The 18,670-nt window shown below is 72.0% G+C and carries 21 protein-coding genes and 1 tRNA gene; 14 read left to right on the forward strand and 8 right to left on the reverse strand.

Annotation, left to right across the window (positions count from 1 at the left end; translation table 11 throughout):
• Positions 1 to 36: 36 nt before the first annotated feature.
• The 11 genes from GL259_RS20685 (at position 37) to GL259_RS20735 (ending at position 7,022) form a co-directional block, all read left to right on the forward strand.
• Entirely contained in the window at positions 37 to 765 is a 729-nt protein-coding gene (locus GL259_RS20685) for a GntR family transcriptional regulator (protein WP_159534861.1), read from the forward strand.
• Between the two features lie 126 nt (positions 766 to 891).
• Positions 892 to 1,242 (forward strand): hypothetical protein, encoded by a 351-nt coding sequence (locus GL259_RS20690; RefSeq protein ID WP_086735537.1) that lies wholly within the window; start codon positions 892 to 894, stop codon positions 1,240 to 1,242.
• 5 nt (positions 1,243 to 1,247) lie between these two features.
• A complete protein-coding gene (locus GL259_RS20695) occupies positions 1,248 to 2,621 on the forward strand; it encodes an FtsK/SpoIIIE domain-containing protein (protein ID WP_159534862.1) in 1,374 nt (457 codons plus the stop codon).
• A gap of 81 nt (positions 2,622 to 2,702) precedes the next feature.
• Positions 2,703 to 3,332, forward strand: a complete 630-nt coding sequence (locus tag GL259_RS20700; protein ID WP_159534863.1) for a DUF2637 domain-containing protein — start codon at positions 2,703 to 2,705, stop codon at positions 3,330 to 3,332.
• An 18-nt stretch (positions 3,333 to 3,350) separates the two neighbouring features.
• A complete protein-coding gene (locus GL259_RS20705) occupies positions 3,351 to 3,542 on the forward strand; it encodes a hypothetical protein (protein ID WP_159534864.1) in 192 nt (63 codons plus the stop codon).
• Positions 3,542 to 3,733 (forward strand): mobile element transfer protein, encoded by a 192-nt coding sequence (locus GL259_RS20710; RefSeq protein WP_086680185.1) that lies wholly within the window; start codon positions 3,542 to 3,544, stop codon positions 3,731 to 3,733. Before GL259_RS20705 ends, GL259_RS20710 begins: the two co-directional genes overlap by 1 nt.
• A 10-nt stretch (positions 3,734 to 3,743) precedes the next feature.
• Positions 3,744 to 3,938: a hypothetical protein gene (locus GL259_RS20715; RefSeq protein WP_159534865.1), complete on the forward strand. Its 195-nt coding sequence runs from the start codon at positions 3,744 to 3,746 to the stop codon at positions 3,936 to 3,938.
• A gap of 14 nt (positions 3,939 to 3,952) precedes the next feature.
• A complete protein-coding gene (locus GL259_RS20720) occupies positions 3,953 to 4,210 on the forward strand; it encodes a SpdD protein (protein WP_159534866.1) in 258 nt (85 codons plus the stop codon).
• A 132-nt stretch (positions 4,211 to 4,342) separates the two neighbouring features.
• Positions 4,343 to 5,644: a replication initiator gene (locus GL259_RS20725; protein ID WP_159534867.1), complete on the forward strand. Its 1,302-nt coding sequence runs from the start codon at positions 4,343 to 4,345 to the stop codon at positions 5,642 to 5,644.
• A complete protein-coding gene (locus GL259_RS20730) occupies positions 5,641 to 5,853 on the forward strand; it encodes an excisionase family DNA-binding protein (protein WP_159534868.1) in 213 nt (70 codons plus the stop codon). Before GL259_RS20725 ends, GL259_RS20730 begins: the two co-directional genes overlap by 4 nt.
• Positions 5,853 to 7,022, forward strand: coding sequence for a tyrosine-type recombinase/integrase (locus GL259_RS20735; RefSeq protein ID WP_159534869.1), 1,170 nt, complete (start codon positions 5,853 to 5,855; stop codon positions 7,020 to 7,022). Before GL259_RS20730 ends, GL259_RS20735 begins: the two co-directional genes overlap by 1 nt.
• A 49-nt stretch (positions 7,023 to 7,071) precedes the next feature.
• Here GL259_RS20735 and GL259_RS20740 read toward each other — a convergent pair.
• A tRNA-Gly gene (locus tag GL259_RS20740) sits at positions 7,072 to 7,145 on the reverse strand.
• Positions 7,146 to 7,675: 530 nt separating this feature from the next.
• On the opposite strand from GL259_RS20740, the gene dcd reads away from it, so the two are divergent.
• Both dcd and GL259_RS20750 read left to right on the forward strand, forming a co-directional pair.
• Positions 7,676 to 8,251: a dCTP deaminase gene (gene dcd, locus GL259_RS20745; RefSeq protein ID WP_159534870.1), complete on the forward strand. Its 576-nt coding sequence runs from the start codon at positions 7,676 to 7,678 to the stop codon at positions 8,249 to 8,251.
• 5 nt (positions 8,252 to 8,256) lie between these two features.
• Entirely contained in the window at positions 8,257 to 8,766 is a 510-nt protein-coding gene (locus tag GL259_RS20750; protein WP_159534871.1) for a phosphoribosyltransferase, read from the forward strand.
• Between the two features lie 41 nt (positions 8,767 to 8,807).
• Here GL259_RS20750 and GL259_RS20755 read toward each other — a convergent pair whose 3' ends face one another.
• Positions 8,808 to 9,110, reverse strand: a complete 303-nt coding sequence (locus GL259_RS20755; RefSeq protein WP_243762342.1) for an STAS domain-containing protein — start codon at positions 9,108 to 9,110, stop codon at positions 8,808 to 8,810.
• A 211-nt stretch (positions 9,111 to 9,321) separates the two neighbouring features.
• Here GL259_RS20755 and GL259_RS20760 point away from each other — a divergent pair, with 211 nt between their 5' ends.
• A complete protein-coding gene (locus GL259_RS20760; RefSeq protein ID WP_159534873.1) occupies positions 9,322 to 9,684 on the forward strand; it encodes a helix-turn-helix domain-containing protein in 363 nt (120 codons plus the stop codon).
• A 128-nt stretch (positions 9,685 to 9,812) separates the two neighbouring features.
• On the opposite strand, the gene GL259_RS20765 is transcribed toward GL259_RS20760, so the two are convergent.
• The 6 genes from GL259_RS20765 to GL259_RS20790 form a co-directional block, all read right to left on the reverse strand.
• Positions 9,813 to 10,838, reverse strand: a complete 1,026-nt coding sequence (locus GL259_RS20765) for a Yip1 family protein (RefSeq protein WP_159534874.1) — start codon at positions 10,836 to 10,838, stop codon at positions 9,813 to 9,815.
• An 84-nt stretch (positions 10,839 to 10,922) separates the two neighbouring features.
• Positions 10,923 to 12,392: an FG-GAP and VCBS repeat-containing protein gene (locus GL259_RS20770; RefSeq protein WP_159534875.1), complete on the reverse strand. Its 1,470-nt coding sequence runs from the start codon at positions 12,390 to 12,392 to the stop codon at positions 10,923 to 10,925.
• A 37-nt stretch (positions 12,393 to 12,429) separates the two neighbouring features.
• On the reverse strand, positions 12,430 to 13,854 hold the full coding sequence (locus GL259_RS20775) for a VCBS repeat-containing protein (protein ID WP_243762343.1): 1,425 nt from the start codon (positions 13,852 to 13,854) through the stop codon (positions 12,430 to 12,432).
• A 38-nt stretch (positions 13,855 to 13,892) separates the two neighbouring features.
• On the reverse strand, positions 13,893 to 15,317 hold the full coding sequence (locus tag GL259_RS20780) for an FG-GAP-like repeat-containing protein (protein WP_159534876.1): 1,425 nt from the start codon (positions 15,315 to 15,317) through the stop codon (positions 13,893 to 13,895).
• Positions 15,318 to 15,633: 316 nt separating this feature from the next.
• Positions 15,634 to 16,143 (reverse strand): FG-GAP repeat protein, encoded by a 510-nt coding sequence (locus tag GL259_RS20785; protein ID WP_159534877.1) that lies wholly within the window; start codon positions 16,141 to 16,143, stop codon positions 15,634 to 15,636.
• A 210-nt stretch (positions 16,144 to 16,353) separates the two neighbouring features.
• A complete protein-coding gene (locus GL259_RS20790; protein WP_159534878.1) occupies positions 16,354 to 18,636 on the reverse strand; it encodes a (Fe-S)-binding protein in 2,283 nt (760 codons plus the stop codon).
• Positions 18,637 to 18,670: the final 34 nt, after the last annotated feature.

Raw genomic sequence — 18,670 nt, forward strand, 5'->3', positions numbered from 1 at the left:
ACCAGTTGACTTGGCCAATCTCGACGGGCGGCGTTCATGGCGTATGAAGTGGAGCCACCGAAGTACGTGCGCCTCGCGCAGACGCTTCAGCGGCGCATCGAGGACGGCACGTACGCGCCCGGCACCCGCGTACCGAGTGAGAACCAGCTGGTGCAGGCGTTCGGGATGTCCCGCCCGACCGTCGTCCGAGCGCTGGAACTGTTGAAGCGGGACGGCTGGCTTGAGTCCCGGCAGGGCTACGGCACGATCGTCCGCGGTCGCCCGGAAGTCGTCGAGCAGAAGGACCGGCGGGGGCGTGAGGCGCTGGAGCGCGACGAGTCGCAGGGCGCGGGTCGCCTGGTCGAAGTCGGGCGCGTGCCTGTCCCGGCCCGGGTTGCCTCGGCGCTCGGTCTGCCGAAGCGGGCCGAAGTCCTCATGCGTCGCTTTCTGGTCGAGGAGGACGGCGAAGCTGTCGAGCTGGTCTCGTCGTACTTCCCCGCCGGCCTGATTGAAGATACTGAGCTGGGGTCCGGAGAGCCCTTGAGTGGAAGTCCCCGCGAACACCTCGAAGCGCGGAAGAAAGTTCGCTTCGACCACGTGGTCGAGCGTGTGTCGGCTCGTCTGCCCGAGGCGGGTGAAGCCGAGCTGCTGGATCTGCCGGACGGCGTTCCCGTGCTGAGCGTCCTGGTGGTCGCGTGTGACGCCTCCGGCCGATCCTTGCAGGTCTCCGATGTGCTCCTGCCTGCTGACCGGCAGGAACTCGAAGACACCTACCGTCTGAACTGACCCCCACCTCGGGCGAGACTCCCGCGATAGCAACTTGACAAGTCAACCTGGCATCCCTAGCTTCGGACTTGCTAAGTCAACCTGTCAGGCTGGCAGGTTGATCGACTCTCAGAAGGAGCAATTCCTGTGCGTGTGATCCGCGTTGACGCCTCGACCGCCACGATCCTGCTGACCGAGGCTCCGGCGCCGAAGGTGCGCGACCGGCAGACCGGTGAGATCGCCAAGGATGCGGTGACCGGTGAGGCGCTGATGACCGTCGGCGTCGTCTACATCGACGAGGGCGAGTCGTCGCTGATCCAGGTCACCGTCCCGGAAAGCGGCGTGACCGAGGGCCTGACGGTCGGCGCTCCGGTCTCGCTTCCGGGTCTGGTGGCACGGCCTTGGCAGAGCGTCTTCAACGGCCGGGAGCGGCACGGCATCGCCTACCGGGCGACCGCTGTCGCTCCGGGTGCCTTCTCGATGGCTCAGGCGGGCTGACCGCCGTGACGGATCTGGTGACGTGGGCCGAGCTGGGCGGTTCGCTCGCTGCGGTAGGCGGTGCTGCCTACGCCCGGCACGCCCACCCGGCGGCGTACTGGTCCACGGTCGGGCTGCCGCTCTCGGTGGTCCGGCTGCTGGCCTCGTACTCCTCGACCATGGATGCCTGCGGCCTGACCGTCGAGCCGTCCCGGTGGCGGGCGCTGGCTGTCCGGGCGGCCACCCGCCGTGAGGTCAGGCCGGTGCCTCCTCGCCGGGGCGTCATCCGTCCCACCACGACCGGCCTGCGCATGCGGCTGCGGCTGGCTCCGGGGCAGGAGCCGGCTGACGTGGCGGCCTCCGCCGAACGCCTCCGACACGCCTGGGGCGTCCACGCCGTCCACGTGCGGGACGTCAAGCCGGGCGTCGTCGAACTGCGGCTCGTCGGCTTCGACGTGCTGCGGAAGGTGCGGATGCCCCGGCGGCTGGACGGCGGACCGCTTCGGATCCCGGTGGCGTTAGGGGAGGACGCGACCGCGTTCGTGCGGGACTACCGGGCCGTGCCGCATGAGCTGGTGCTCGGGGCCACGCTCTCGGGCAAGTCCATGTACCTGCGGAACCTGCTGACCGGGCTCGCTGCCCAGCCGGTGGCCCTGGTCGGTATCGACTGCAAGCGCGGGGTCGAGCTGGCACCCTTCGCACCTCGACTCTCCGCCCTGGCGACCGAACCGGACCAGGCGGCCGAGCTGCTTCCCGCGCTCGTGAAGGAAATGGAGGACCGGTACGACCTGATCAAGGCCCGGCAAGGCATCGCGCCCGGCACTCCGGAAGAGTTGATCACCTCGGACGTCTGGGGACTTCCGGAGGACGAACGCCCCGCCTCGATCGTGCTGTTTATCGACGAGGTGGCCGAACTCTTCCTCGTCGCCACGCGGAAGGAGGAGGAGCGGCGGGACGAGATGGTCACCCAGCTCATCCGGCTCGCCCAACTCGGCCGGGCCGCCGGCATCTATCTCGAAGTCTGCGGACAGCGCTTCGGCTCCGAACTGGGCAAGGGCGCGACCATGCTCCGCGCTCAGCTCACCGGCCGCGTCTGCCACCGTGTGAACGACGAAGCCTCGGCGAAGATGGCGCTCGGCGACATCGCCCCTGAGGCCGTTTTCGCGGCCTGTGCCATCGCCGCCGAGCTGCCCGGCCTGGCCGTCGTCGGCGACACCTCCGGCGGCTGGTCCCGCATCCGCACCCCCTACCTCTCCCTCGCCGACGCTGCGGCCACCTGCCGCGCCACGGCGGACCTCGCCCCTGACGTACCGGCGCTCGACCCCTTCCGGCCGTACGTCCCGCCGATGCCGGTGGAGGCGTCCGGGCCCGTGGCCACGGCCCGCCCGGTCACCGAGTAAGCGCACCCACCCATGGCCGGCACGGCCGTTCCGTGCCACGTCCCTACCCCCTCCATGCCTGGAACCGGAAGGAGCTGCGCCGTGCGTGCCCTGTCCGTCCGCATCGACGCCGTACTCGTCCAAGCGCTGATCGCCGCCGCGCTGTCCTTCGCCCACCTGCACGACCTGGCGCTGGCCGCCGGACAGGACGGTTGGAAGGCCTGGGCCTACCCGGTCTCCGTCGACCTGCTGTTGGTCGCGGCCTGGCGGCGGCTGCGCTCCGGCGAGGCGAAAACGGCCGGGTGGTGCTGGTTCCTCGTCGCCCTGACCGCCTCGCTCGGCGCCAACGTCGCCACGGCCGGACTCCTCGACCTCGACGACGTTCCGGACTGGCTGCGCATCCTCGTCGCCGGATGGCCCGCGATCGCCTTCCTGGGCGGAACGCTGCTCGCCCACGGAGCGGCCGCGGACGCCTCGACGGGGGGACGCGAGGCGGCCCCGAAACCCATCGCGCCTGAAGCGCCTGCGTCTGCACCTGAGTTGCCCGCTGCGGAGTCGGAACCGGCTCCGCCCTCCACGCCCCCGGTCCCGACGGCGCTCGTCACGCTCGCGCGCAAGGTCGCCGACGAACACCGCGCCCGGACCGGAACACCCATCGACACCCCGACCCTTCGCGCCCGGCTCGGCGTCCCGCTGCCGTTGGCCGAAGCCATCTCCGCCCGCCTGACCTGACCCGGAGGACTTTCCCCCGTGCGCCCGTCCACGCTCCGCGCGCTGAAGCGCGCCGCCGAGCTGACCCGACAGAACCGCCTCACCGAAGCCGTGCTCATCGCCGAGCCCGTGATCCTCGCCGCCAATGCGTACGAGGGCGACGAGATCTTGCGCTGGCTGGCCGAGCACGTCACCGACTTCACCGGCGAAGACCCGAAGGAGACCGCCTGATGACCGCCAACCGCCGCTTCCGCCGCGTCGTCCGCATCGGCCCCGTGCAGGTCGCCACCTACTACGACGGCCGCGGCCGCGAGAAGCACACCGCCGCCTGCACGGCTCCGCGCTGCGGCTTCGCCACGGACTACGACAGCCGTGCCGCCGCCGAGCTGGCCGCCCGTACCCACCGCTGCGCCGTCCGCTGAGGGAGCTTCCGTGACCGTCTCGCTGCCGCTCGTCTTCGTCCTGGGCGTCATCGCCTGGGCCGTGATCAAGTTCCTCGGCGTCCGGCTCTGGGTCGCCGTCGTGATCGCGCTCTTCGGCTTCTGGCTCTCGCACACCTTCCTCGCCCCCGCCATCGAGTCCGGCACCCGCTCCGGGGTCGACGTCGTCAACGGCACCCACGAGTGACAAGGAGATCCGCCGTGTTCCGTCCCAAGCTGCCCGACGTCCCGACTCCGCCGACGACCACCGTCACGCATCAGCAGACGCAGGCTCCGGTTCCCTCGGCCGGTCGTCCGGTCGCTCCGTACGTGGGCATCGGTGCCGGCGCGGTCGCCGCCGTGGTCGTCGTCGGGGTCGTGCTCACCGCGCTCCTGGCGGCGGTCGCCGTCTCGGCCGTGTCCGTGGCCATCGCCGCCGTGGTCCTGCGCTCGCTCGTCAACGGCGCACACAAGCACTGACCGGCCGCCGGGGCGGCAACAAGCCGCCAAGCATCCCGCCGCCCCGGGGCCGTCCCTTCCGAACCGTCACGACAGCCGAAAGGAACTCCCATCATCACCCGGCAGACTCCGCCCCCGCTGGCGGAACTCTCCATGCTGGCCTCCCTCGGCACCCTGCCCGAGCTGGGCCGCCAACTGTCCGGCCTGGGCGGCTGCACCCGCCCGGTACGCCTCGACGGCCACCGCACCGAATACGCGGTGGACCGGACGACCGGGGAGATCGGCCGCGTCCTGCACCACCTGGACTCCTCCGCCCTCCCGGCCGGCCAGCTCCTCGTCCGCTGCAACAACCGCCGCGCCACCCGGTGCGTGGCCTGCGCCGAGACCTACCGCCGCGACACCTACCACCTGATCACCGCCGGACTCCGCGGCGGCAAGGGCACCCCCGAACGGGTCGCCACCCACCCGCGCGTCTTCGCCACCTTCACCGCCCCCGGCTTCGGCCCTGTCCACAACCGCCCCTCCGGTGATCGCCCCTGCCGCTGCGGCATCCGCCACGACGACCAGGACCCGGCCCTGGGCACGCCCCTCGACCCGGACACGTACGACTACGAAGCGGCCGTGCTGTGGAATGCGCACGCCGGGGCCCTCTGGCAACGCTTCTCGATCTACCTCCGCCGGGAGGTCGCCAAGCGAGCCGGCCTCACCCAGCGGGCCTTCCGGGACCATGCCCGGGTCTCCTTCGCCAAGGTGGCCGAATACCAGAAGCGTGGCGCCGTCCACTTCCACGCGATCATCCGCCTCGACGGCCCCGACGGCGGCGAGACCGCGCCCCCGGCCTGGGCAACGGCCGAGCTGCTGACCGACGCCATCCGCGCCGCCGCTGCTGCCGTCCGCGTCGACGGCCCGGAGATCGACGGCCGGCCGCACACCTTCGTCTTCGGCCGACAGCTCGACGTCCGCCCGATCCGCTCTGCCGACTTCGACGACGACCAAAACCTGACCGAGCGGGCCGTAGCGGCGTACGTCGCCAAGTACGCCACCAAGGGCGCCGAGACGGCGACGGGCACCCTCGACCGGCCGATCCGCTTCCTCGCCGAACTGGCACAAGCGAGGATCACCGACCATGCCCGACGCATGATCCGCACCGCCTGGACCCTGGGCGCACGCCCCGAGCTGGCAGACCTCCGCCTGCGGGCCTGGGCCCACATGCTCGGCTTCCGCGGCCACTTCTCCACCAAATCCCGCCGCTACTCCACCACCCTCGGCGCCCTCCGCGACGCCCGCGCTGAATGGCGCCGCGCCCAAGCCGCTCCGGCCGTCGACACCGGCCAGGAAACGACTCTCGTCCTCGCGCACTGGGTCTTCGCCGGAACCGGCCTCTCCGGCGCTGAGAGCTGGCTCGCCGCCACCCTCGAACCCGCTCCCGGAACGGAAGGAGAGCCGACCGCATGAACGACCGCTACCTGCCCGTGGACCAGGTCGCCGAGCTGCTCGGCACCTCTGTCCGCTTCCCCCGGCGGCTCATCGAGGAGCGGCGCATCCGGTACGTGAAGATCGGCCGACACGTCCGCATCCCGGCGAGTGCGGTGGAGGAGTTCATCACGTCCCACACGGTGGAGCCGCGTCGGCGGCCCCGTGCTCGGTACGGGAGGGCTGCCTGATGGCCAACAGCAGGGGCAGGCGCCGCCGTTTCGGTGCGATCAGGCGGCTGCCTTCCGGTCGGTACCAGGCCCGCTATCCCGGCCCGGATGGCGTGATGCGCCCGGCTCCCTTCACCTTCGAGACGATGGCCGATGCGGATGACTGGCTCGCCGAGAAGCAGACCGAGATCCGCCGCGGCGAGTGGAGGGATCCTGAGGCGGGCGCGGTGGGCTTCCGGGCCTACGCCGACAAGTGGGTGGAGGAGCGCGAGTTGGCTCCGCTGACCCGGGACCTCTACCGCTACCTCCTCGACAAGCACCTGACCGCCTTCGCAGACCTGGACCTGGACGAGATCACCGCACCCCGCGTCCGTGAGTGGCGGGCCGAACGGCTGCGGATTACGGGCGCCAAGACGATCACCGCGAAGGCGTACCGGCTCCTGAAGGCCATCATGGAAACGGCCGTCGACGACGAGCTGATCCCACGCAACCCGTGCCGGATCAAGGGCGCCGGCAAGGAGAAGGCGGCCGAGCGGCGCATTGCCACCGTCGCCCAGGTCGACGCCCTCGCCAATGCCGTGGGGATGCGGTGGCGACTCATGGTGTACCTCGGCGCCTACGGGCCGATGCGACCGGAAGAGCTGGCCGGCCTCCGTCGCCGGGACGTCGACGTCGACACCCTCCGCGTCCGGATCCGCCTCGCCGAGCCGGAGCGGATGAACGGGCGGCGCGTCCAAGGCGGGACCAAGTCGGAGGCCGGGACCCGGACTGTGATTCTTCCCGCGTTCCTCCGCCGGGAGCTCCGGTGGCACCTGGAGTCGTACGCCGAGCCGGGGCCGGACGGGTTGGTCTTCGTGGGGGAGAAGGGGGCACCCTTCCGGCGCAGCACCTTCGGGCGGAAGTGGCGGCGGGCGCGGGAGGTCGTCGGCATGCCCGAGGGCTTCCGGTTCTACGACCTCCGGCACACCGGGCACACGCTCTCCACCCGGTCGGGCGCCACCCTCAAGGACACGATGGTCCGCGCCGGGCAGTCCTCCGAGAAGGCCGCGCTGATCTACCAGCACTCCGACGACGAGCGTCAGGAAGAGGTTGCCGCCGGCCTCGACGCGACCGTCCGGAGGGCTCGGGCCGCCGCTGCCCGGAAGGCTGCCGAGGAGCGTTCTGGCACGGATCTGGCACGCGGCGAGTGATCACCGCGGACAGCAAAAAGGCCCGGGTCTCTGACCTGGGCCTTCTTCGTGGAGCGGGTGACGAGAATCGAACTCGCGCTCTCAGCTTGGGAAGCTGATGTTCTACCATTAAACTACACCCGCGTAAGTCGCCGGGACCCCGATCCGCTGGTCGGTGTCCGGACGCTCGCTCACTCTACCTCATGTCAGGCCCCCGGTGTTCAGGCCCGGGGGCCTGACGCTGTTTCAGGGGATGGATGCGGCTGCGGGGGCAGAAGTTGGGGCGTACGGTGGAGGGGTGGGAGAGGCGCCGGGCGGGTGCGGGGTGCCGCCTGGAGAGACGTTCCTTTGATCCCGTAATGTGGCTTTTGTCGTCAGGGCAGCAAGCCAGACGCGGCTCTTGGGGAAGGGACTCTTGGACTTGATGGAGCGCACCGTCGTCCGCTGTGCCGATGGGCACGTGTTCACCGCCGCCTCGTTCCCGATGCAGCAGGCCGAGCGACTCGGCCCCGGCCGGCTTCTGCGGTGCCCGCGCTGTGCGCGGCTCCGCAGTGTCGTGCCGGTGACCCTCCAGAAGCAGTAGCGAGGGGCACGGGAGACCGGGAGAGACTGAGGACGTGGGCGCGCGGGACGGCGATTGTGGCCGGTCCGCGCGCCTTGCGTATCCTCGGGGCGTGCTTCTCTCAGACAAGGACATCCGGGCCGAGATCGACGCCGGGCGGGTGCGGATCGATCCCTACGACGCATCCATGGTGCAGCCGTCCAGCATCGACGTACGTCTCGACCGCTACTTCCGGGTGTTCGAGAATCACCGGTACCCCCACATCGACCCGTCCGTCGAGCAGGCGGACCTGACCCGGCTCGTGGAGCCGGAGGGGGACGAACCGTTCATCCTGCACCCGGGCGAGTTCGTGCTGGCCAGTACGTACGAGGTCATCACGCTGCCCGACGACCTCGCGTCGCGGCTGGAGGGAAAGAGCTCGCTGGGGCGGCTCGGACTCGTCACCCACTCCACCGCCGGGTTCATCGACCCCGGCTTCTCCGGGCACGTGACCCTCGAGCTCAGCAATCTCGCGACCCTGCCGATCAAGCTGTGGCCCGGCATGAAGATCGGCCAGCTGTGCATGTTCCGGCTCAGCTCGCCCGCCGAGTCCCCGTACGGCAGCGAGCGGTACGGATCCCGGTACCAGGGGCAGCGCGGGCCCACCGCCTCGCGGTCCTACCTCAACTTCCACCGGACGCAGGTGTGAGCGGCGTGAGCGGGGCGCGGGAGAACCTGACCTACGAGCAGTTCGGGGTGGCCGTGCGCGAGCTCGCGCAGGCCATCGCCGACGACGGGTACCGGCCGGACGTGGTGCTGAGCATCGCGCGCGGCGGTGTCTTCGTCGCCGGCGGGCTCGCCTACGCGCTCGACTGCAAGAACATCCACCTGGTGAACGTCGAGTTCTACACGGGGGTGGGGACCACGCTCGAGATGCCGGTCATGCTCGCGCCGGTGCCCAACGCCATCGACTTCACCGACAAGAAGGTGCTGATCGCGGACGACGTCGCCGACACCGGCAAGACGCTCAAGCTCGTGCGCGACTTCTGCCTCGACGCCGTCGCCGAGGTGCGCAGCGCCGTGGTCTACGAGAAGACGCAGTCACTGGTGAAGTGCGAGTACGTCTGGAAGCGGACCGACGACTGGATCAACTTCCCGTGGAGCGTCCTGCCCCCAGTGCACGGGGCGGGGGAAGCGGCCAGGCCGAACACGGAAGCCCTCTGAGGGAGGCCGTCCCGTACGCGGAGGCGGTCCGGGACGGCACCCTAGGCGGCGGCTTCCTCCAGCGTGTCCCGTACCTCCAGGACGGTGTCCATCCCGGTGAGCTCGAGGACCCGCTGGAGCTGCCGTGCCGGCGCGGCCACGCGCAGGGCGGCCTCCCGGTGGGTGAGGGCCAGCAGGTTGAGGAGGGACGAGTCCGCGAAGGTGATGCCGGAGGCGTCCAGGACGACCTTCGGGTGCTCCTTGGCGGCGGTGGTCAGCGCGTCCGCCAGGGGCTTGATCGACTGCATGTCGTAGGAACCCTGTGCGGCGACGACCCAGGCGCCGCGCCATTCGTACTGGATCACCGCAACCTCCTTCCTCGCCTGTGCGCCGGCCCCGTCGGGCGGCCGGGCGCCGCTCCCCTCGCTGCCGTCCGTGCACTCCGGCCCGGCGGATCCGTCCAAGAACACCCTCGGGTCCCTCCTGTGACCTTCCCGCGGGATCATGTCAGCCGTTACGTGAAAAGTATGTCATGTATCTCGGTTCCGGCAATGGGGGGCCGCTAAAATGCTGGGCATGGTCGGAGTGCCCGAATCCCACACCGGATGGACGTTCATCACCAACCACGCGCGCGTCCTGGCGGCCATCGCCGACAACCCGAACGTCCGGATCCGTGACATCGCCGCCCGCTGCCGGCTCACGGAGCGTGCCGTCCAGCGGATCATCACCGATCTGGAGCGGGACGGCTACCTCTCCCACACCCGCGACGGACGCACGAACACCTACCGCATCGAGCCGGGCAAGGTGCTGCGCCACCCCGCGGAAGCGGGACTCTCCGTGGCCTCCCTGCTGTCCCTGCTCGTACAGGACGAGACCGACCGCACCGGCACGCCCACCGGTACGCCGTCACGCCTGGTGGACGCCGGCGACGCGCGGTAGGGACCGGTCCGTCCGGCCGCGCGCGGCCCGTCGGCCGGGGGCGGGTGCCCGGCGCCCGCGGCGGCGCGTGGAACGACGGGACGGGGGCTCCCGTCCGGGAGCCCCCGTCCTCGAGCGGGTGGCGCGGGTCAGAACGTGCCGAGCTTCACGATCGACAGCAGTGCGACCAGCTGGATCGCCGACGCGCCCAGGGCCTTCGGCCAGGGGAGGTCGTGGGAGCGGCTGACCATCACGGTGAGCAGGGCGCCGGCCGCCACCCAGGTGGCCCAGCCGAGGAGCTGGACGAAGGTGGCGTCGCCGCCCGCGAACATGGCGAACACCAGGCGGGGCGCGTCCGTGATGGACATGATCAGCATGGACAGGGCGACCGTGGGCTGCCAGGCGCCGTCGCCGCCGAGCTGACGGGCCAGGGTGTGGGTGACCACGCCCAGGACGAAGGCGCTGAGCACCATCGCGACGGCCGTCGTCAGGACGATCGGCACGGCGTTCGACAGCGTGGCGCTGATCGCGTCCTCGCGGGCCGTGTCGAAGCCGAAGACGGCGAGCAGGCCGTAGAGGAAGGTGACGACGAGGGCGGGGCCCCACATCGTGTAGTCGCGCATCCGGAGGAACGTCTGGGCGGGGGACAGGACGATGCCCTTGAGCAGTTCCTTCCAGCGCAGGCGGGGGCCGACCGGGCCGGGGGACGGGGCGGAGCCGGCGCGGTAGGTCTCGCCCTGGTGGTAGGGGTCCTCGCCGATCGAGAACGCCTGGGTGTGGCCCGGGTTGTTGGCCGCGTACGGGTCGTGCGGGCCCTGGGCGCCGTGCGGGTGCGCGCCGTCGCCGAAGTACTCGGGTTCGCCGTGACCGCCGTAACCGGCGCCGTGTCCCCCGGGTCCGCCGTGCCCGCCGTCCGCGTGCGGCCATGGGCCGCCGCCGTTGCCGTACGACGGCTGCTGCGGGTACGGCTGAGGCGCCTGCGGGTAGCCGTACGACGGCCCCTGCGGCGTCTGCTGTCCGTACGGGGGGTGTTGCGGTCGCGCGTGAGGAGCGCCGTTGTTGTCCCGGCCGCGTCCGATCCTGAATCCAGCCACGTCCTCGAACGTACCTGGTCCCGGGCGTTCGTGTGCCGGGCCCCGGCGTTCGGGCCCGGCTTTGCGGCCGAGCTGTGACATCCCCTAAGGGGCCGTCAGCCCGGGCGTCCGTCCTCCGTAGGGGCTCCGGTGGGGGCCGTCCTACGGAGGACGGAGGAGCCGGGGTCAGCCCGCCAGGACGTCGCCGAGGGCGGCGAGGCCCGAGGGGGCGCCCAGCGTGCCGGCGCCGAAGGACGTGGCGCCGGTGGCGGTGATGCCGGACGTGGCGGACTTCAGCAGCCAGACGGAGCCGGCCCCGGCGTTCTCGGCCGGCGCGCTCGCCACCAGCTCCGCCCGGCCGTTGCCGTCGGCGTCCGTGAGGTGGACGGCGGAGCCGAAGTGGTCCTCGGTCTCGGCGGTGCCGGGCACGCCCGAGGTGTTCTGGGTGAACGACTTGGCGCCGGTGCCGGTCAGCCCGGACGCGGAGCCGCGCAGCACGGTGACGGAGCCCGCCCACCTGGCCGAGCCGACGGTCTCGCTCTCGGCGCCGACCGCGATGTCGGCGTAGCCGTCGCCGTCGGTGTCGCCGGCCGACAGGCTCCAGCCGAAGCGGTCGCCGGTCTCGGCGGTGCCCGGGACGTTGGTGGTGTCCTGGGTGATGCGGACCGGGGTGCGGGTGCTCAGGCCGCCGGACGCGCCGTAGGTGACGGTGACCGCGCCGCCGTGGCCGCCGTTCGGCTCGTCGGTGGACTTCTCCATGAAGTTGCCGGTGACGACGTCGCCGTAGCCGTCCTTGTCGACGTCGGCGATGACGGCCGCGTAGCCGCCCGCGAGCTTGCTGCCGGGCTCGAGGCCGGTGGCCGAGCCCCGGTAGAGGACGCTGCGGGTGCGGTAGCCGTCGGTGATCTCCTCCCCGCCCATGACCAGCAGGTCGCTCGCGCCGTCGCCGGTGACGTCGCCGGCGACGAGGCGGTCGGTGTTGATGCCGGTCTGCTCGTAGGTGTCGATGCCGACGAGCCCGGTGGCCCGGCCGGTGCGGGTGAAGGGGCCCTCGAAGACGTTCAGCTCGGGCAGGGCGAGGTTGGCGGCGGCCAGGTCGGTGTCGCCGTCGCCGTCGAAGTCGCCGGCGGCCACGGACCAGCCCAGCTCGTTGCGGTGCTCGGGCAGCGGGGAGGCGAGGTCGGTGGCGGTCTTCAGGCCGCTCGCGCCGCCCCAGATCACGGTGAGGGCGCCGTGCTCGTCGGTGGAGCCGACGCGCTCGGCGTGCACGCCCACGACGAGGTCCGTGTAGCCGTCGCCGTCCAGGTCGCCGGTGGTGAGGCGGTCGCCGAAGTAGTCGCCCGACTCGGGGACGCCGGGGATGCCGGTGGTGGCCTGGCTGATGATCTGGCGCCCGGAGGTCTTCAGACCGCCCGCGGTGCCGTAGACGACGGCGACGTATCCGGCGCCGGACTTGCCGTCGATCTTGGCGAGGGGGGCGGCGACGGCGACGTCGCGGTAGCCGTCGCCGTTGAAGTCGGCGGCCGGGCCGGAGGGGGCGGCGGCGGCCGGCGGGGCCGCCAGGGCGAGCAGGCCGCCGGTCAGCGCGGCGGCGGCCGCCACGGCGGTGAGGCGGAGCCGGGCCGTGCGGCGGGGCGCCGGGGGCGTCGGGGTCATGGGGTGGTCCTCCGGTGGGTCGGTGGGGTGAGGGCGGTCAGCCGCCGAGGGCCGTGCCGAAGCGCGGGCTGCCCGTGGTGGACACGCCCGTCGCCGCCGGGCCGAAGCTGGTCGCGCCCGTGGTCGTGGGGCCGGTCGCCGTGCCGCGCAGGGACCAGACCGAGCCGTCGCCGGAGTTCTCGCCCGGCGCGGACAGGGACAGGTCGGCGCGGTGGTCGCCGGTGTGGTCGGTGAGGACGACGCGGGTGCCGAAGAGGTCGCCCTGCTCCGAGGTGCCGGGCACGCCCGCGGTGCTCTGGGTGAAGGACGCGGAGCCCTTCGTGGTGAGGCCCGAGGCCGAGCCGTACAGGACGGTGACCGAGCCGGCCCCGCCGTTCTCGCCCGCGGCGCCCACGGCCAGGTCGGCGTACCCGTCGCCGTCGACGTCGCCCAGGGCGAGGCCGCTGCCGAAGCGGTCGCCGGCCTCCGACGCGCCGGGGACGCCGGCGGTGTCCTGGGTGAGGACGACCTCGGGGCGGTTCCCGTCGCGGCCCTCGGGGCCGCCGTAGACGATGGTGACCCGGCCGCCGAGTGCGCCGTAGGCGTCGGCGGAGGGCTCCCGGTCGTTGCCGACGGCGATGTCCGCGTGGCCGTCGCCGTCGATGTCGCCGACGGCGGAGACCTGACCGGGGGGCAGGTAATCCATCCAGTCGCCGAAGTTGTCGACCCGGGCGTCCGCCAGCTGGGTGGCGGTGTCGCCGCCGCTCCACCGGCCGTGGACGACGAGCGAGTCGAAGCCCTCCCCGGTGACGTCTCCGGAGGAGAGGTGCGGGACGCCGTGGGAGCCGGTGTAACCGGACAGTCCGTGCGACGAACCGCCGGCGGGCCACGCGCCGGACCGGGTGATGGGGCCGGGAACGACGGTGAGCAGCGTCGAGCCGGTGGCGCCGACGGCGATGTCCGGGTGGCCGTCGGCGTCGAAGTCGCCCGCGGCGAGGGACAGGCCGTAGCGGTCGTGGCTGGAGTGGGCGAAGTTGTGCACCGTGCGGGCGCCGGACAGGCCGGAGGCGGATCCCCAGACGATGGTGGCGACGCCGTCGTTGGTGTCGTCACTGGTGTCCTCGCCGGGGGTGCCGACGACCAGGTCGGCGTAGCCGTCGCGGTCGAGGTCGGCGGAGGTCACGGAGGTGCCGAACGCGTCGTCGGCCTCGGCGCTGCCGGGGATGCCGGCGGTGTTCTGGGTGAGGAGGGTCCTGGTCGAGGTCTTGGGGCCGCCGGTGCCGCTGTGGACGACGGACACGGCGCCCGCCTTGGCCTTGCCGGCGACGGTGGCGCCGGGCGCGCCGATCGCCAGGTCGGCGCGGCCGTCGCCGTTGAAGTCGTACGGGGCGGCGGCCGTGGCGGCGTGCGCGGCGGGCACGGTGAGGACGAACGGGGTCAGGGTGGCCGCGACGAGTGCGGTCGCGGCGGTGCGCAGGCGCACGGGGAACCTCGTGGTGCTGTGCGGGGGGCGAGGGGGTGTCACTGGGCGAAGGCCCAGGCGAAGGAGGCGTTGCCCTTGAGGGAGACGTCGCGGGCGGACAGGAACGTGGCGCCGGAGGTGGCCGGCCCGGAGGCGGTGCCGCGCAGGACGGTGACGGCGCCGTAGCCGTTCTCGTAGCCGGAGCCGACGACGAGTTCGGCCTTGCCGTTCTTGTCGAGGTCGGCCAGGCGGACCGCCTGGCCGAAGGCGTCGTCGGTCTCGTTGCTGCCGGGCACGCCCGCGGTGTCCTGCGAGTACTGCTTGGCGCCCTTGCCGGTCAGCCCGGAGGCCGAGCCGAACAGGACGGTCACCGTGCCGGTGTCCTTCTTGGTGCCCAGGTCCTCGCCGAAGGCGCCGACCGCGACGTCGGCATAGCCGTCGCCGTTGACGTCGCCCGCGCTCAGCGCGGAGCCGAACAGGTCGCCGGCCTCGCCGCCGCCGGGCACGCCCGCCGTGTCCTGGTGGATCACGGTGGGCGTCTGCGCCGGGTCGGGGCCGGTGGGGCCGCCGTACCAGACGGTGATCTGGCCGCCCTTGTGGCCGCCGGGCTTGGCGGCGCGGGGGTCCTCGTGCTCGCCGAGGACCAGGTCGCCGTAGCCGTCGCCGTTGACGTCGCCGACGGTGCCCTGGGCGCCGTCGGCCGCGGGCAGGTCGGTCTCCGCGAACTTGGTGCCGGTCCAGCGGTGGTAGCTGATCTCGCCGCCGGGGTCGCCGTCGACGTTGAAGGGGTAGACGCGTTCGGCGGCGCCGTCGCGGTTCAGGTCGCCCGCGATCACCTCGTACGTGGAGCCGAGGGGGAGGCTGCTGTGGCTCACCGGGGCGCCGGTGCGGGTGAAGGGGCCCCGGTACAGGCGGGTGCGGTCCTGACCGGTGACCGTCACGTCCGCGTCGCCGTCGTCGTCGAAGTCTCCGACCGCAGCGCCGGAGCCGTAGCCGCCCCACTCGGCGAGGGTCGACGGCTGGGGCAGGACGGCGCCGCCGGACAGGCCGGACCTGCCGCCCCACAGGACGGTGACCGAGCCGACGCCGTCGCGGTCGCCGATGGCCTCGTACTGGGCGCCGACGACGAGGTCCGAGTAGCCGTCGCCGTCGAGGTCGCCGGCGGCGAGGCTCTGGCCGAAGCGGTCGCCCTCCTCGGCGGTGCCGGGGACGCCGGTGGAGTTCTGGGTGACGACGGTCCTGCGGGACGCCGACACCCCGGACGACGAGCCGTACAGCACGACGACGGCGCCGGCGTGCGGCACGGAGCCCACGTCGGCGCTCGACGCGCCGACGGCGACGTCGCGGTAGCCGTCGCCGTTGAAGTCGCCGGCCAGGCCGGAGGGGGCGGCGGCGGCCGACGGCGCCGACAGGGTGAGCAGGCCGCCGGTCAGGGCGATGGCGGTGGCGGCGGCCAGGGCGAGGTGCGCGGGGCGCTGGTGCATGCGGGGTTCTCCTGCGGGGGCCGGACGCGGTGGGCGTGCCGGGGCGTTCAGGGGTGGGGTGCCGGTCTCTCGACCGGTGACGCGGGCGGTGGCGCAGGCGACGTGGGGCGTGGTGGGCGCGGGGCGGGTGTCCGTCCGGTCGCCGCGTCCGGCCGGCCGGGGGGATCGGTCCGTGCGGTGGTCCGGCCCCCGATCACGGTCCGCACCGGACCGTGGGGACGGTGGGCGCGGGGCGCGGGGGATCTTCGCGCGTCGCGGGCCGGGACCGGCCACCGGCCGGTCCCGGCCCGCGCTCCGTTCGCGCGGCCGGAGGGGGTCAGCCGTTGACGTGGAAGCCGAACAGCGGGTAGCCCTCCGAGGACAGGCCGGCGTCGGTCAGGCCGATCCCGCGGCCGGCGGTGCCGATCCTCGAGCCGTCGGACTCGAAGACGACGGCGTAGCCGTTGGCGGAGTTCTCCCACGGCACGCCGACGGTCAGGTCGGCCCTGCCGTCGCCGGTGACGTCGGAGAGGAGGACCTCGCCGCCGAAGCCGTCGTTCTCCTCGCTGTTGCCGGGGACGCCCGGGGTGCCCTGCTCCAGGGCCTGGGTACCGGTCTCGGAGAGGCCGCCCTCGAAGCCGTGGATCACGGAGACCATGCCGGCGTCCTTGATCCCGTCCAGGTCCTCGCCCGGCGCGCCGACGACCAGGTCGTCGTGGCCGTCGCCGTCGAAGTCGCCGTCGGTGCCCGGGGCGGCGGCCACGGGGCCGGCCGCGGCGACGAGCAGGCCGCCGGTGAGCGCGGCCGCGGTGGCGGCCGCCAGGATGGTGCCGGTCTTCTTGTGCATGGGTCTCCTGCCGTGTGCGGGACGGCCGCCGGCTGCGGCGTCCCGTGCCGATGCGGTGGATCACCCGTGTTCGTCCTGTGTCGGTCCCGGGTTCGCCGGGTGATCACCGCACAGGAGACCCGTGAGGGGGCCGGAGGGTTGTACGTGAACATGACGAAGGGGCCGCCCGTTCGGACGGCCCCTCCGGCGGCGTGCCGCGCGGGTGTCGCGTTACTTCACCGGCTCCGGTTCCGGAGTGCTCTCGCTCTCCTCGTCGCCCGCCGGGTCGGCCGGGGTCTTGACGGACTCCAGCAGCAGCTGGGCGACGTCGACGACCTGGACGGACTCCTTGGCCTTGCCTTCGTTCTTCTTGCCGTTGACCGAGTCGGTCAGCATGACCAGGCAGAACGGGCAGGCGGTGGAGACGATGTCCGGGTTGAGGGAGAGGGCCTCGTCGACGCGCTCGTTGTTGATGCGCTTGCCGATCCGCTCCTCCATCCACATCCGGGCGCCGCCGGCGCCGCAGCAGAAGCCGCGCTCCTTGTGCCGGTGCATCTCCTCGTTGCGCAGGCCCGGGACCTTGCCGATGATCTCGCGCGGGGGCGTGTAGATCTTGTTGTGGCGGCCCAGGTAGCACGGGTCGTGGTAGGTGATGATGCCCTCGACCGGGGTGACCGGGATCAGCTTGCCCTCGTCCACCAGGTGCTGGAGCAGCTGGGTGTGGTGGATGACCTCGTAGTCGCCGCCGAGCTGCGGGTACTCGTTGCCGAGGGTGTTGAGGCAGTGCGGGCAGGTGGCGACGATCTTCTTCGCCGACTTCGGCTTGCGGGACTCCTCCGTCACCTTGCCGTCGTCGTCCATCTCCTCGCCGAAGGCGGCGTTGAGGGACATGACGTTCTCCATGCCGAGCTCCTGGAACAGGGGCTCGTTGCCGAGGCGGCGGGCGGAGTCACCGGTGCACTTCTCGTCGCCGCCCATGATCGCGAACTTGACGCCCGCGATGTGGAGGAGTTCGGCGAAGGCCTTGGTGGTCTTCTTGGCGCGGTCCTCGAGGGCGCCGGCGCAGCCGACCCAGTACAGGTACTCGACCTCGGACAGGTCCTCGACGTCCTTGCCGACGACCGGGACCTCGAAGTCGACCTCCTTGGTCCACTCCAGGCGCTGCTTCTTGGCCAGGCCCCAGGGGTTGCCCTTCTTCTCCAGGTTCTTGAGCATCGTGCCCGCCTCGGACGGGAACGCGGACTCGATCATGACCTGGTAGCGGCGCATGTCGACGATGTGGTCGACGTGCTCGATGTCGACGGGGCACTGCTCGACGCAGGCGCCGCAGGTGGTGCAGGACCACAGCACGTCCGGGTCGATGACGCCGTTCTCCTCGAGCGTGCCGACCAGCGGGCGCTCGGCCTCGGCGAGGGCGGCGGCGGGAACGTCCTTGAGCTGCTCCTCGGACGCCTTCTCCTCGCCCTCCACGGTCTTGCCGCCGCCGGCCAGCAGGTAGGGGGCCTTGGCGTGGGCGTGGTCCCTCAGGGACATGATCAGCAGCTTGGGGGAGAGCGGCTTGCCGGTGTTCCAGGCGGGGCACTGCGACTGGCAGCGGCCGCACTCGGTGCAGGTGGAGAAGTCGAGCAGGCCCTTCCAGGAGAAGTGCTCGACCTGGGAGACGCCGAAGACGTCGTCGTCACCGGGGTCGGTGAAGTCGATCGGCTTGCCGCCGGACGTCATCGGCAGCAGGGCGCCCAGCGAGGTGTCGCCGTTGGCATTGCGCTTGAACCAGATGTTCGGGAAGCCCAGGAAGCGGTGCCAGGCGATGCCCATGTCGGTCTTCAGGGCGACCGTGATCATCCAGATGAAGGAGGCCGCGATCTTCAGGCCGGCGAAGAAGTAGGTGAGGTTCTGGAGCGTGGAGACGTCCATGCCCTCCAGCCACGACACCACCGGGTAGGAGATGAAGAAGGACGCCTCGTAGCCGTCCACGTGGTGCTGCGCGCCCTCGAGCGCGTGCAGCATGAAGATGCAGACGCCCACGACGAGGATGACGGTCTCGACGAAGTAGGCCTGGCCGGTGTTGGAGCCCGCGAAGCGGGACTTGCGGCCCGGCCTGCCCGGCCGGGACAGCTGCCGGATGACGATCAGCGTCAGGATGCCGAGGACCGTCATGGTGCCGATGAACTCGACGAAGACGTTGTACGGCGCCCAGTCGCCGATGACCGGCAGCACCCAGTCGGCCTGGAACAGCTGGCCGATGGCGTTGACGATCGTCAGGAGCAGTGTGTAGAAGCCGATCGCCACGAACCAGTGAGCGACGCCGACCACGCCCCAGCGGTTCATCCGGGTGTGGCCGAGGAACTCCCTGGCCACGGTGATGGTGCGCAGCACGGGGTCGTTGGTCCGCGATCCGGCCGGGATCGGCTGGCCGAGTGTCATGAAGCGGAAGATCTGCAGGATGGCACGGCCGAACAGGGCGACGCCGACTGCCATCAGGACCATCGACACGATGATCGCGGCGAGTTGCATTTCGGGGCTCCTCGGGCCTGCGAGGGGTTTCGTC

It is taken from the genome of Streptomyces sp. Tu 3180 (genome assembly GCF_009852415.1).
Lineage (GTDB): Bacteria > Actinomycetota > Actinomycetes > Streptomycetales > Streptomycetaceae > Streptomyces.